The following is a 13720-nucleotide window of genomic DNA, read 5'->3' as shown; positions in this document are numbered from 1 at the left end:
CGTATAGAAGTTCACAACACAACAAACAATGACACGCGAAAGATAGAGGTAAGGTATGAGCTTTTTTCACGCCAACCAGCGGGAAGCCCTGAATCAGAGCCTGGCCGAAGTAAACGGCCAGATTAACGTCTCTTTTGAATTTTTCCCGCCGCGCACCAGTGAAATGGAGCAAACCCTGTGGAGCTCTATCGATCGCCTGAGCAGCCTGAAGCCGAAATTCGTCTCCGTAACCTACGGCGCCAACTCCGGTGAGCGTGACCGCACGCACAGCATCATTAAGGGCATTAAAGACCGAACCGGTCTGGAAGCGGCACCGCACCTCACCTGTATCGACGCCACTCCTGATGAACTGCGCGCGATTGCTCAGGACTACTGGAACAACGGCATTCGTCATATCGTTGCCCTGCGCGGCGACCTGCCGCCGGGGAGCGGTAAGCCGGACATGTACGCCACCGATCTGGTTGCCCTGCTGAAAGACGTTGCTGACTTTGATATTTCCGTTGCCGCTTACCCGGAAGTTCACCCGGAAGCGAAAAGCGCCCAGGCGGATCTGCTTAACCTGAAGCGTAAGGTGGACGCAGGTGCCAATCGCGCCATTACTCAGTTCTTCTTTGATGTGGAAAGCTATTTACGCTTTCGCGACCGCTGCGTCTCGGCGGGTATTGATGTCGAAATCATCCCTGGCATTCTGCCGGTCTCGAACTTCAAACAGGCGAAGAAATTCGCGGATATGACCAACGTGCGCATTCCGCTGTGGATGTCCAAAATGTACGAAGGTTTGGACGATGACCCGGAAACACGCAAGCTGGTGGGGGCCAATATCGCGATGGATATGGTGAAGATTTTAAGCCGTGAAGGGGTGAAGGATTTCCACTTCTATACGCTTAACCGCGCGGAGATGAGTTACGCCATTTGCCATACGCTGGGTGTCCGCCCGGCGTTATAAAGTAAAAAACCCTCATAAAGTGAGGGTTTTTTACTCGAACAGAAAGTTAAAAGGTATTAGCTATCGAATCTGTGGATTAATTCAACTATCTCTTATCGCTAGTGGTGTATATCGTAACGGTAACACTGTAAAGGGAGCATAGCGATGAGCATGTCAGACGAGACCAATAACGCGGCATCCGCCGGCAAATGTCCGTTCCACCAGGGCGGCGTCGATCACAGCGCGGGTGCAGGTACCGGCAGCAAAGAGTGGTGGCCTAAACAACTCCGCATCGATTTACTTAATCAACACTCCAGCCGTTCAAACCCTCTGGGTGAAGACTTCGACTACCGCAAAGAATTCAGTAAGCTCGACTATTCCGCCCTTAAGGGCGATCTCAAAGCACTGTTAACCGACTCACAACCGTGGTGGCCTGCCGACTGGGGCAGCTATGCGGGCCTGTTTATCCGTATGGCCTGGCACGGTGCGGGTACCTATCGCTCCGTTGATGGTCGCGGCGGTGCCGGTCGCGGTCAGCAGCGTTTTGCGCCGCTGAACTCCTGGCCTGATAACGTCAGCCTGGATAAGGCTCGCCGTCTGCTGTGGCCAATTAAGCAAAAATACGGACAAAAAATCTCCTGGGCCGACCTGTTTATCCTCGCGGGTAACGTGGCGCTGGAGAACTCCGGCTTCCGCACCTTTGGTTTCGGTGCCGGGCGTGAAGACGTCTGGGAACCGGATCTGGACGTGAACTGGGGCGATGAAAAAGCCTGGCTGACTCACCGTGACCCGGAAGCGCTGGCGAAGCGCCCGCTGGCCGCCACAGAAATGGGCCTGATTTACGTTAACCCGGAAGGGCCAAACGCCAGTGGTGAACCGCTGTCTGCGGCGGCGGCGATCCGCGCTACCTTTGGCAACATGGGCATGAATGACGAAGAGACCGTTGCGCTTATTGCAGGCGGCCATACGCTCGGTAAAACGCACGGTGCAGGCGAAGCCACGCACGTGGGCACTGACCCTGAAGCGTCGCCTATTGAAGCGCAGGGCCTGGGCTGGGCCAGCACGCACGGCACCGGTATTGGCGCTGACGCCATCACCTCCGGGCTGGAAGTTATCTGGTCTCAAACCCCAACCCAGTGGAGCAACTATTTCTTCGAGAACCTGTTCAAATACGAATGGGTGCAGACGCGTAGCCCGGCGGGCGCAATTCAGTTTGAAGCCGTGGATGCGCCGGAAATTATGCCTGACCCGTTCGACCCGTCGAAAAAACGCAAGCCAACCATGCTGGTCACCGACCTGACGCTGCGTTTTGATCCGGAATTCGAGAAAATTTCCCGTCGTTTCCTGAACGATCCGCAGGCCTTCAACGAAGCCTTTGCGCGCGCGTGGTTCAAGCTGACCCACCGCGATATGGGGCCAAAAGCGCGGTACATCGGCCCGGAAGTACCGAAAGAAGATCTGATTTGGCAGGATCCGCTGCCTCAGCCGGTGTTCCATCCGACGCAGGAAGATATTGAAAGCCTGAAAGCGGAAATCGCGGCCTCTGGTCTCTCCGTGAGCGAGCTGGTTTCCGTGGCCTGGGCGTCGGCATCGACCTTCCGCGGCGGCGACAAGCGTGGCGGCGCTAACGGCGCGCGTCTGGCGCTGGCACCTCAGCGCGACTGGGACGTTAACGCCGCGGCGGTGCGGGCATTACCGGCTCTGGAAGCGATCCAGCGCACCACCAACAAAGCGTCACTGGCCGATATCATTGTGCTGGCGGGTGTCGTGGGCGTTGAGCAGGCGGCGAAAGCGGCAGGCGTTTACGTCAACGTACCGTTCACTCCAGGTCGTGTGGATGCGCGTCAGGATCAGACGGATATCGAGATGTTTAACCTGCTCGAACCGATTGCCGACGGTTTCCGTAACTATCGCGCACAGGTGGATGTGTCCACCACGGAGTCGCTGCTGATCGACAAAGCCCAGCAGTTGACCCTGACCGCGCCGGAACTGACGGTGTTGATCGGCGGTTTGCGCGTGCTGGGTGCAAACTTCGATGGCAGCAAGAATGGCGTGTTTACTAACCGCGAGGGCGTGCTGAGCAACGACTTCTTCGTCAATCTGCTGGATATGAACACCCAGTGGAAAGCGACCGACGACTCAAACGAGCTGTTTGCCGGTAGCGATCGCGCCAGCGGGGAAGTGAAATATACCGCCACCCGCGCCGATTTGGTCTTCGGTTCCAACGCTGTCCTCCGCGCGCTGGCCGAAGTTTACGCCAGCAGCGATGCACAAGAGAAGTTCGTCCGCGACTTCGTTTCCGCATGGGCGCGAGTGATGGATTTGGATCGGTTTGACGTGAAGTAACCCTTGTGCCGGGTGGCGGCTACGCCTTACCCGGCCTACAAATTAAAGTGCCATGTAGGCCGGGTAAGGCGTAGCCGCCACCCGGCTTTTCTATTACTCCCACTCCTGCAAGAATCGCTGTCCATACTGGTCCGCCACCAGCAGCGCCGCATAGACCTGATCCGGCGTTACGCCGCCAGGCATGTTGTGAATGGTTTCCCCTTCGGCACAGGACGCCTCCGCGATCAGCCGCATTTTAGCCGGAATATCCTCTTTGATATTCAGCTGCGCCAGCGTAATTGGCAGCCCGACGCTATGGCACAGCGCCGCAACGGTTTCGATTTCTTCTACCGGCGCGTTCTCCAGTACCAGTTGCGTCAGCGTACCAAATGCCACTTTTTCACCGTGGTAGAAATGGTGCGCATCCGGCACCGCCGTCATGCCATTGTGAATGGCGTGTGCCGCCGCCAGCCCGCCACTTTCGAAGCCCACGCCGCTCAGATAGGTGTTGGCTTCAATAATGCGTTCCAGAGCAGGCGTCACCACGTGTTGTTCCGCCGCCAGCATCGCTTTCTCGCCCTCTTCAACCAGCGTGTTGTAGCACAGCTCAGCCAGCGCTAACGCTGCCTGCGTGCACTTGCCACCCGCCATGGTCGTGGCGCCGCTGCGCGAACAGGCGCGCGCTTCAAACCAGGTTGCCAGGGCATCGCCAATCCCGGCGGCCAGCAGGCGCGCAGGTGCGCCCGCCACCACCCTGGTATCGACAATCACCATGTTCGGGTTGTGCGGCAGCATCAGGTAGCGATCGAACTCGCCGCTGTCGGTATAAATCACGGAAAGGGCACTGCACGGCGCATCGGTGGAGGCAATGGTCGGGGCAATAGCCACCGGCACGTCCATAAAGTGCGCCAGCGCTTTGGCGGTATCCAGCGTTTTTCCGCCCCCGATACCCAGCACCGCCAGGCAGTCGGTACTGTCGGCCTGTTTTTTCAGGCGATCGATTTCATTTTGCGAACATTCGCCGCCAAACGGTGCAATTTCGGCATGGAGTCCGGCTTTTTTAAAACTCTGACGCAGGGTTTCTTCGGCAAAACCCAGCACAAATTTATCGCCTACCACCAGCCAGCGAGTCGCCAGCGGCTTCAGGTAGTCGCCGAGACGAGTAAGAACATCAGCGCCCTGGATGTACTTCCCCGGCGATTGAATGATACGGTCCATAACATTTCTCCCTTAGAGGTTGAGGTTACCAAACGCGTTTTTCCAGTCCTGCTCGAACTTCTCTATGGCTGACTCTACCGCTGGCGTGCCGAGCATTTGTTGCGCTACGTCTAAGGGAAGCGTGATTGCCTCACATCCTGCCAGCAGGCAATCCAGCGCCTGGCGCGGCGTTTTAAAGCTGGCAGCCAGCACCATGCTCTCTGGCGCATGCTGTTCCAGCAGGGATTGCAGTTCCTGTACCGTGCGAATGCCGTCACCGCCCTGCGCATCGACGCGGTTTACATACGGTGCGACATATTTCGCTCCTGCCAGCGCGGCCAGTAACCCCTGAGCGGCGCTGTAAACGGCGGTTCCCAGCGTGGTAATTCCCTCTTTCTTCAGCGCTTTAATCGCGATGAGCCCCTGTGCAGTGACGGGAATTTTTACCACGATGTCCGGCAGGGCATTGTTCAGCCGTTTTGCTTCCGCCACCATTCCTTCGGCGTCGCGGCTCATGGTTTGGGCAAACAGCCTGCCCTCCGGGCCGATAGCATGCTGCAGGCGCGGCAACACCTCCCAGACAGATTCGCCGCTGGCGGCTACGATGCTTGGGTTGGTGGTCACGCCCGCAATGGGAAAAATGCGCGCCAGGTGTTCAACTTCTGCCACGTTGGCGGTATCCAGGTACAGTTCCATTATTTTTCCTTAAGTCAGAAAGGTTGAATAAAGGATACGGCGCACCCAGTCGCGGCGAATACAGGTCAATTTTGCCAAATACTGGATAAATGTAATGTCCCTGGCGAAGTGAGAGAGCGATCACAAGGCTACTTTTTGGCGATCAGCTGGCTGTGATACTGGCGTCGATATTCGGAAGGGGAACGTTCAGTGTGCTTGCGAAAGAGACGGCAAAAGTAGTTACTGTCCGTAAATCCACAGCTTGCAGCGATATCTTTGATTTTAAACTCGTAGCCTTTAAGAAGCTGACGCGCGTGCTCGAGGCGTGTTTGCGTAAGATATTCGTTGAACCCCACGCTGCCTGTTTTTTGAAAAAGATGAGAAAGGTAGTTCGGTGAAATATAAAACGCCTGCGCCACCGATTCACGGGTCAGTGCAGAGGCGTGATGTTCTTCGATGTAGTGACGAATCGCTTCAAATAATGCACGGCTGCGGCTGGCGGTATGGATATCGCTGCCCAGCAGATCGCGACAGTGGCTGAGCAAACTTAATACCACCAGTCTGGCCGTTTCCCGATCGTCTGGCTGCATTTGCAATTCAGCGAGCGTCTGCAAAAGGAATGCGCCCACTCGCGGCCCGCGTCTGGCAACCTGTTGCTGTTGCAAAAGCGTGTTGTCGCGCTCGAGCTGAAGAGTCAGTTGTTGCTTGCCGAAGCTGATGTTGAGCGAAAAGGCGGGTTGAAGCGGAATATTACCGGATGAAAAAAATAACGCTTCGCAGGCCGTATCAAAGCTAAGCACGAGGCAAGGTGACGTTCGGGGGAGCGGTTTAGCCGAAGGGGGGAAATGCACCTGACGCAGCGGCAAGGTGCCGTTGATCAGGTCATTCAGGATGTGGGTAATGTCGTGGTGCATGGTGTGGATACCAGGGTATTGCCCGGCGACGCTGGCGCTTGCCGGGCCTACGAAAAGCCTATTGTAGGCCGGGTAAGCGTAAGCGCCACCCGGCAAAACCGATCAACCGGTGTTACGCATCCCCGCCGCAACGCCCGCAATCGTCACCATCAGCGCCTGTTCAACGCGCGGATCCGGCTCTTTACCTTCCTCTTCCGCCAGACGCGAACGGTGCAGCAGTTCAGCCTGTAAAACGTTCAGCGGGTCGGTGTAGATGTTACGCAGTTGGATAGACTCGGCGATCCACGGCAGGTCTTCCATCAGGTGGGAGTCGTTAGCGATATCCAGCACCACTTTGATGTCGCCTTCCAGCAGCTCGCGTAGCTCTTTACCCAGCGCCCACAGCTCGGGTTTCACCAGACGCTGATCGTAGTATTCCGCCAGCCACAGGTCGGCTTTCGAGAAGACCATCTCCAGCATGCCCAGACGGGTAGAGAAGAATGGCCAGTCGCGGCACATGGTTTCCAGTTCGCTCTGCTTACCGTCTTCCACCACTTTTTGCAGCGCCGCACCGGCACCCAGCCAGGCTGGCAGCATCAGACGGTTTTGCGTCCAGGCAAAGATCCACGGAATGGCGCGCAGGGATTCAACGCCGCCAGTAGGACGACGCTTGGCCGGGCGCGAGCCGAGCGGCAGTTTACCCAGCTCCTGCTCAGGCGTGGCTGAGCGGAAGTAAGGCACAAAGTCTTTGTTTTCACGCACGTAGCCGCGATACAGATCGCAGGAGATGTCAGACAGCTCGTCCATAATCCGGCACCAGGATTCTTTTGGCTCCGGCGGCGGCAGCAGGTTGGCTTCCAGGATCGCACTGGTATAGAGCGACAGGCTGCTGATGGTCACTTCCGGCAGGCCGTACTTGAAGCGGATCATCTCGCCCTGCTCGGTCACGCGCAGTCCGCCTTTCAGGCTTCCTGGTGGTTGGGAGAGCAGCGCCGCGTGTGCAGGCGCACCGCCACGACCAATTGAGCCGCCGCGTCCGTGGAACAGGGTCAGTTCAATACCGGCTTTTTCGCAGGTTTTGATTAGCGCATCCTGCGCCTGATACTGCGCCCAGGAGGCTGCCATCACGCCCGCATCTTTCGCGGAGTCGGAATAGCCAATCATCACCATCTGCTTGCCCTGAATAAAGCCGCGATACCAGTCGATGTTCAGCAGCTGGGTCATCACGTCGTTGGCGTTGTTCAGGTCGTCGAGAGTCTCAAACAGCGGTGCTACCGGCAGAGCGTAGTCGATGCCCGCTTCTTTCAGCAGAAGGTGAACGCCCAGCACGTCGGACGGGGTCTTCGCCATGGAGATCACATAGGCGGCCACCGATCCTTTCGGGGCATCCACGATCGCTTTACAGGTGTTGAGCACTTCGCGGGTGTCATTGCTTGGCTCCCAATTGCGCGGCAGCAGCGGGCGCTTGGAGTTCAGCTCGCGGATCAGGAACGCCTGTTTGTCGGCTTCGGACCAGCTTTCATAGTCGCCAATGCCGAGATAACGGGTCAGCTCGCCCAGCGCTTCGGTATGACGGGTGCTTTCCTGACGGACGTCGATACGCACCAGCGGCACGCCGAAACACTTCACGCGGCGCAGAGTGTCGAGCAGTTCGCCATTGGCAATGATGCCCATCCCGCAGGCCTGAAGCGATTTATAACAGGCGTACAGCGGTTCCCAGAGCTGTTCGTTCTGGCTCAGCAGACCTTCCGGCTTCGGCAGGCGCTGGCCTTTCAGGCGCGCTTCCAGCCAGGCCTGCGTGGCCATCAGCTGACCGCGCAGTTTTTTCATCAGGAAACGGTACGGCTCACTGGCACCTTCTTCACCGGCCAGCGCGCGCAGTTCCGGCGTCGCTTCTACCATCGACAGCTCGGAGATCAGCACCTGAATATCTTTCAGGAACAGATCGGTTGCTTTCCAGCGGCTCAACAACAGGACGTGACGGGTGATTTCCGCCGTCACGTTCGGGTTGCCGTCGCGGTCGCCGCCCATCCAGGAAGTGAAGCGAACCGGCACAAAGTCGACCGGCAGGCGATAGCCCAGATTTTCTTCCAGCTGTTCGTTCAGCTCGCGCAGGTAGTTTGGCACCCCTTCCCACAGGCTGTTTTCCACCACCGCAAAGCCCCATTTGGCTTCGTCGACCGGGCTTGGGCGATGCTTACGAATTTCATCGGTGTGCCAGGACTGAGCAATCAGCTGGCGCAGGCGGCGCATAAGCTGGTTACGTTCGTAGTCGGCAATGTCTTTGTTATCCAACTGCTTCAGACAGTTGTTCACTTCCACCATTTTGTGGATCAGCGTACGACGCGTGATTTCGGTTGGGTGTGCGGTCAGCACCAGCTCCAGCGAAAGGGATTCCACCGCTTTTTTGATGGTCGCTTCGTTGAGGTTGGGCTGATCTTTGAGTTTACGAAGGGTGCGGGCAATGACTTCCGGGTTGCTGGCCGCTTCGCCTTTTGGCGAAATGCTGTGGTATTGCTCAGCGGTGTTTGCCAGGTTCAGAAACTGGCTGAAGGCGCGGGCAACGGGCAGTAGCTCATCATTAGAGAGGTTCTGCAAGGTGGTGAGCAGCTCCTGACGATTGGCCTCGTTACCGGCGCGGGAAGATTTGGACAGCTTGCGGATGGTTTCAACACGGTCGAGGATGTTCTCCCCCAACGCATCTTTGATGGTATCTCCAAGCACTTTGCCGAGCATACTGACATTACTACGCAACGCGGAATATTGTTCGTTCATAAAAACCCAGTCACCCCATCATTTTTGTTTATGCCCAGGCGAAAATTTTCTGGACATTATTTTGTCATCTCCCTTTATAAAGCCACGTAAAACCCCCGTCGTCAATTGCTGCGAAAACGGTTCAGCAGATGAATAAATGCGGGCAATTTACGAAATTTAATTCGTATTGCGTCAGATAAGAGATGCTTATGGGAATGTGACGGAGATCGCGGGATTTACTCCCCTCACCCTAACCCTCTCCCCAAAGGGGAGAGGGTACTTGAACACCCTCTCCCCTTTGGGGAGAGGGTTAGGGTGAGGGGCCGTTTTAATGCCAGCAGAAGTGATGCACAACCTGGGTAATGAGTTCGCGGGTGGGCTTGATGAAGCGGGTTTCGAGATATTCGTCCGGCTGGTGGGCCTGGTTGATGGAGCCAGGGCCCAGAACCAGCGTCGGGCACAGGGTCTGAATAAACGGCGCTTCGGTACAGTAGTTCACCACGTCGGTTTTCTCCCCGAGCAGTTTTTCCACCACCTGAACCAGCTGGTGGTCAGGCGGGCATTCGTAGCCTGGAATCGGCGGATGCAGTTCGGAGACCGTCAGACGTCCCGGCCAGCGCTCGCTGACCGGGGCCAGCGCTTCGTTCAGTAAGCCATCCAGATCGCTCAGCGTCATGCCCGGCAGAGGACGGATATCCATATGCAGTTCGCAGCAGGCGCAGATACGGTTGGACGCATCACCGCCGTGCAGGCTGCCGAGGTTCAGCGTCGGATACGGCACGGTGAACGCCTCGTAGTGATAGCGCTCTTTCAGATCGTCGCGCAGGGTCATGATGCGGCCAATCGCGTCATGCATCAGCTCAATGGCGTTCACGCCGCGCGCCGGATCGCTGGAGTGACCAGACTGGCCCAGCACGCGCACTGCGGTAGAAATATGGCCTTTGTGCGCCCGAATCGGTTGCAGAGAGGTAGGTTCACCGATGATCGCGCAGTCCGGGCGAATCGATGTGTTTTCAGAGAAATACCGTGCGCCCGCCATGCTGGTCTCTTCATCGGCGGTCGCCAGAATGTAGAGCGGCTTTTTCAGCGTTGTCACGTCCACGTCACGCAGCGCGTCGAGGATAAAAGCAAAGAAGCCTTTCATGTCCGCCGTGCCGAGACCGTAGAGCTTGTTGTCGTGCTCTGTCAGGGTGAACGGATCGCGGGTCCAGCGGCCATCGTCAAACGGCACGGTGTCAGTGTGACCAGCCAGCAGCAGGCCGCCAGCGCCATGTCCGGTGCTGGCGAGCAGGTTAAATTTGTGACGTGTTCCGGGGACGGGCTGAACCTCAACGTTAAACCCAAGATCGCTAAACCAACCCGCCAGCAGATTGATTAAAGACTCATTGCTCTGATCCAGCGCTTCTTCCGTTGCGCTGATGGACGGTGTGGCAATCAGGGCGCGGTAAATCTCGATAAATGGCGGTAAGTTCATTTTCATTGTTGACACACCTTAGGTCATGATAGTATCAATATTCATGCAATAAATGTGAATAAAAATACATTAACGTTGAGCATAAAGGAACCCGATGTTGAATACGCTGATTGTAGGCGCTAGCGGTTATGCGGGCGCAGAGCTTGTAAGCTACGTGAATCGCCACCCACATATGACCATAACCGCTTTGACCGTGTCAGCGCAAAGCAATGATGCCGGAAAGTTAATTTCCGATTTGCATCCACAACTTAAGGGCGTGGTTGATTTGCCTTTGCAGGCCATGTCTGACATCAGCGAGTTTACCGACGGCGTTGACGTGGTGTTTTTAGCCACCGCACACGAGGTCAGTCACGACCTGGCGCCGCAGTTTCTGGCAGCCGGTTGCGTGGTCTTCGATCTCTCCGGCGCGTTTCGCGTTAACGACAGCGCGTTCTACGAAAAATATTACGGCTTCACCCATCAGCACCCGGAACTGCTCGAAAAAGCGGTGTACGGCCTGGCGGAGTGGAGCGCAGATAAACTGAAAGAAGCGAATCTGATTGCCGTGCCTGGCTGTTACCCGACGGCGGCGCAGCTCTCCCTTAAGCCGCTGATCGACGCGGGTCTGCTGGATCTTGACCAGTGGCCGGTGATCAACGCCACCAGCGGCGTGAGCGGCGCCGGGCGCAAGGCCGCGATCTCCAACAGTTTCTGCGAAGTGAGCCTTCAGCCGTATGGCGTGTTTAATCACCGTCATCACCCTGAAATCACCACCCATCTGGGCGCGGAGGTGATCTTCACCCCGCACCTCGGTAGCTTCCCGCGCGGGATCCTCGAAACCATTACCGGCCGCCTGAAGCCGGGTGTGACCAAAGACCAGGTGAGCGAAGTCTTCACGCAGGCGTATGCGGATAAACCACTGGTGCGTCTGTATGACAAAGGCGTACCAGCGCTGAAAAACGTGGTCGGCCTGCCGTTCTGCGACATCGGCTTTGCCGTGCAGGGCGAGCACCTGATTGTGGTCGCCGCGGAAGATAACTTACTCAAAGGCGCTGCCGCACAGGCAATGCAGTGTGCAAATATTCGTTTCGGCTTCCCTGAAACGCAGGCTCTTATTTAAGGTGTGATGATGAACCCATTAATTATCAAACTCGGTGGTGTACTGCTGGACAGCGAAGAAGCGCTGGAGCGCCTGTTTACCGCGCTGGTGAACTATCGTGAATCACATCAACGTCCGCTGGTGATTGTCCACGGCGGCGGCTGTGTGGTGGACGAGCTGATGAAAGGGCTCAACCTGCCGGTGATTAAGAAAAATGGCCTGCGCGTCACGCCTGCCGACCAGATTGACATTATTACTGGTGCGCTGGCGGGGACGGCGAACAAAACGCTGCTGGCGTGGGCGAAGAAGCACCACATCGCGTCCGTTGGTCTCTGTCTGGGCGATGGCGATAGCGTGAAAGTGACCCAGCTCGACGAAGCGCTTGGCCATGTTGGACTGGCGCAGCCAGGTTCGCCTAAGCTGATTAACACCCTGCTGGAAGGTGGTTTTCTGCCGGTGGTGAGCTCAATCGGCGTGACCGAAGAGGGCGAGCTGATGAACGTCAATGCGGACCAGGCGGCAACCGCGCTGGCGGCCACGCTGGGCGCAGACCTGATCCTGCTCTCCGACGTGAGCGGTATTCTGGACGGCAAAGGCCAGCGTATAGCGGAAATGACCGCCGCAAAAGCCGAACAGCTGATCGATCAGGGCATTATCACCGACGGCATGATCGTTAAGGTGAACGCGGCGCTGGATGCCGCGCGCACGCTGGGTCGTCCGGTGGATATCGCCTCCTGGCGTCACGCGGAGCAACTCCCGGCGCTGTTTAACGGTACGCCGATTGGTACGCGTATTCTGGCTTAAGATTCTGTGCCGGATGGCGCTTCGCTTATCCGGCCTACGTGAATTTTGTAGGCCCGGTAAGCGCAGCGCCACCGGGCAAAAATATCATCATTAAGGAAATTCGTTATGGCACTTTGGGGTGGGCGTTTTACACAGGCAGCGGATCAGCGGTTCAAACAGTTCAACGACTCTTTGCGCTTCGACTACCGCCTGGCCGAACAGGATATTGTCGGCTCTGTGGCCTGGTCCAAAGCGCTGGTGACCGTGGGCGTGCTGACCGCAGAGGAACAGCAGCAGCTGGAAGAGGCGCTGAATAATCTGCTGGAAGAGGTGCGTCTGGATCCGCAGCAAATCCTCCAGAGCGATGCCGAAGATATTCACAGCTGGGTGGAAGGCAAACTCATCGACAAAGTCGGCCAGCTGGGTAAAAAACTGCATACCGGCCGTAGCCGTAATGACCAGGTGGCGACCGACCTGAAGCTGTGGTGCAAAGAGACCATAGGCGAACTGCTGGCGGCAAATCGTCAGTTGCAGGGCGCGCTGGTGGACACTGCGCAGAACAATCAGGATGCGGTGATGCCGGGTTATACCCACCTGCAACGCGCGCAGCCGGTGACGTTCGCGCACTGGTGTCTGGCCTACGTTGAGATGCTGGCGCGTGATGAGAGCCGTTTACAGGATACCTTAACGCGTCTGGACGTCAGCCCGCTGGGCAGCGGCGCGCTGGCCGGTACGGCTTATGAAATCGACCGTGAGCAGCTGGCAGGCTGGCTGGGCTTTGCTTCCGCCACCCGCAACAGCCTGGACAGCGTCTCTGACCGTGACCACGTGCTGGAGCTGCTGTCGAATGCCTCTATCGGGATGGTGCACCTGTCGCGCTTTGCCGAAGACCTGATCTTCTTTAACTCTGGCGAAGCGGGCTTCGTCGAGCTGTCCGACCGCGTGACGTCCGGCTCCTCCCTGATGCCGCAAAAGAAAAACCCGGATGCGCTGGAGCTGATCCGCGGCAAATGTGGCCGCGTGCAGGGCGCGCTGACCGGCATGATGATGACCCTGAAAGGGCTGCCGCTGGCATACAACAAAGACATGCAGGAAGACAAAGAGGGGCTGTTCGACGCGCTCGACACCTGGCTGGACTGTCTGCATATGGGCGCGCTGGTGCTGGACGGCATTCAGGTGAAACGTCCGCGCTGCCAGGAAGCGGCGCAGCAGGGCTATGCTAACTCTACCGAGCTGGCAGACTACCTGGTGGCGAAAGGTGTACCGTTCCGCGAGGCGCACCATATTGTGGGTGAAGCGGTAGTGGAAGCGATTCGTCAGGGTAAAGCCCTTGAAGAGCTGGCGCTTGCCGACCTGCAAAAATTCAGTGCGGTTATTGGGGAGGATGTCTACCCGATTCTGGCCCTGCAATCCTGCCTGGATAAGCGTGCAGCGAAAGGCGGAGTCTCGCCGAAGCAGGTAGCGCAGGCGATTGCGGACGCGAAAAACCGGTTGGTTTGATTTGTGCGGGCTGGTGCCCTCACCCCGGCCCTCTTCCACAGGGAGAGGGAGAAAAACGGAGCCTGGCTTAGTGCCGGGCTTTTTTATACGCAAAAAAAAGCGGACCACGGGGTCCG

The 13720-nt window shown here is 57.4% G+C and carries 10 protein-coding genes; 5 read left to right on the top strand and 5 right to left on the bottom strand.

Annotation, left to right across the window (positions count from 1 at the left end; genetic code table 11):
• Positions 1-55 precede the first annotated feature (55 nt).
• Complete coding sequence (gene metF, locus L2Y28_RS21930) at positions 56-946, top strand: methylenetetrahydrofolate reductase (protein ID WP_022649792.1); 891 nt, start codon at positions 56-58, stop codon at positions 944-946.
• A 144-nt stretch (positions 947-1090) separates the two neighbouring features.
• Positions 1091-3271 (top strand): catalase/peroxidase HPI, encoded by a 2181-nt coding sequence (gene katG / locus L2Y28_RS21925; protein WP_022649791.1) that lies wholly within the window; start codon positions 1091-1093, stop codon positions 3269-3271.
• A gap of 93 nt (positions 3272-3364) precedes the next feature.
• Here katG and L2Y28_RS21920 read toward each other — a convergent pair whose 3' ends face one another.
• The 5 genes from L2Y28_RS21920 to argE form a co-directional block, all read right to left on the bottom strand.
• The gene (locus L2Y28_RS21920) at positions 3365-4468 is read right to left on the bottom strand and encodes a glycerol dehydrogenase (RefSeq protein WP_022649790.1); all 1104 of its coding nucleotides are present in this window, start codon (positions 4466-4468) and stop codon (positions 3365-3367) included.
• A gap of 12 nt (positions 4469-4480) precedes the next feature.
• Entirely contained in the window at positions 4481-5143 is a 663-nt protein-coding gene (gene fsa / locus L2Y28_RS21915) for a fructose-6-phosphate aldolase (protein WP_022649789.1), read from the bottom strand.
• 128 nt (positions 5144-5271) lie between these two features.
• Positions 5272-6036 carry a helix-turn-helix transcriptional regulator gene (locus L2Y28_RS21910; RefSeq protein ID WP_022649788.1) on the bottom strand — a complete coding sequence of 255 codons (765 nt, stop codon included), beginning with the start codon at positions 6034-6036 and terminating at the stop codon, positions 5272-5274.
• A gap of 102 nt (positions 6037-6138) precedes the next feature.
• Positions 6139-8790 (bottom strand): phosphoenolpyruvate carboxylase, encoded by a 2652-nt coding sequence (ppc, locus tag L2Y28_RS21905; RefSeq protein ID WP_022649787.1) that lies wholly within the window; start codon positions 8788-8790, stop codon positions 6139-6141.
• Positions 8791-9097: 307 nt separating this feature from the next.
• On the bottom strand, positions 9098-10249 hold the full coding sequence (gene argE / locus L2Y28_RS21900; RefSeq protein ID WP_015569956.1) for an acetylornithine deacetylase: 1152 nt from the start codon (positions 10247-10249) through the stop codon (positions 9098-9100).
• A gap of 88 nt (positions 10250-10337) precedes the next feature.
• Between argE and argC the strand changes: the two genes are divergently transcribed.
• From argC to argH, 3 genes are all read left to right on the top strand, one after another.
• A complete protein-coding gene (argC, locus tag L2Y28_RS21895; RefSeq protein ID WP_022649786.1) occupies positions 10338-11342 on the top strand; it encodes an N-acetyl-gamma-glutamyl-phosphate reductase in 1005 nt (334 codons plus the stop codon).
• 6 nt (positions 11343-11348) lie between these two features.
• Positions 11349-12125 carry an acetylglutamate kinase gene (gene argB / locus L2Y28_RS21890; RefSeq protein WP_094948456.1) on the top strand — a complete coding sequence of 259 codons (777 nt, stop codon included), beginning with the start codon at positions 11349-11351 and terminating at the stop codon, positions 12123-12125.
• Positions 12126-12230: 105 nt separating this feature from the next.
• Positions 12231-13604, top strand: a complete 1374-nt coding sequence (gene argH / locus L2Y28_RS21885) for an argininosuccinate lyase (RefSeq protein ID WP_023330103.1) — start codon at positions 12231-12233, stop codon at positions 13602-13604.
• The last annotated feature ends 116 nt before the right edge of the window (positions 13605-13720 follow it).

This window comes from Enterobacter sp. JH25 (genome assembly GCF_021725435.1).
Taxonomy (GTDB): Bacteria; Pseudomonadota; Gammaproteobacteria; order Enterobacterales; family Enterobacteriaceae; genus Enterobacter; species Enterobacter intestinihominis.
Note: the sequence above shows the minus strand (reverse complement) of the source record. Positions and strands in the feature narration are given on the sequence as shown.

Coding starts and splice junctions, on each gene's coding strand:
- metF (WP_022649792.1), top strand. CDS start 56: ATGAGCTTTTTTCACGCCAACCAGCGGGAAGCCCTGAATCAGAGCCTG.
- katG (WP_022649791.1), top strand. CDS start 1,091: ATGAGCATGTCAGACGAGACCAATAACGCGGCATCCGCCGGCAAATGT.
- L2Y28_RS21920 (WP_022649790.1), bottom strand. CDS start 4,468: ATGGACCGTATCATTCAATCGCCGGGGAAGTACATCCAGGGCGCTGAT.
- fsa (WP_022649789.1), bottom strand. CDS start 5,143: ATGGAACTGTACCTGGATACCGCCAACGTGGCAGAAGTTGAACACCTG.
- L2Y28_RS21910 (WP_022649788.1), bottom strand. CDS start 6,036: ATGCACCACGACATTACCCACATCCTGAATGACCTGATCAACGGCACC.
- ppc (WP_022649787.1), bottom strand. CDS start 8,790: ATGAACGAACAATATTCCGCGTTGCGTAGTAATGTCAGTATGCTCGGC.
- argE (WP_015569956.1), bottom strand. CDS start 10,249: ATGAAAATGAACTTACCGCCATTTATCGAGATTTACCGCGCCCTGATT.
- argC (WP_022649786.1), top strand. CDS start 10,338: ATGTTGAATACGCTGATTGTAGGCGCTAGCGGTTATGCGGGCGCAGAG.
- argB (WP_094948456.1), top strand. CDS start 11,349: ATGATGAACCCATTAATTATCAAACTCGGTGGTGTACTGCTGGACAGC.
- argH (WP_023330103.1), top strand. CDS start 12,231: ATGGCACTTTGGGGTGGGCGTTTTACACAGGCAGCGGATCAGCGGTTC.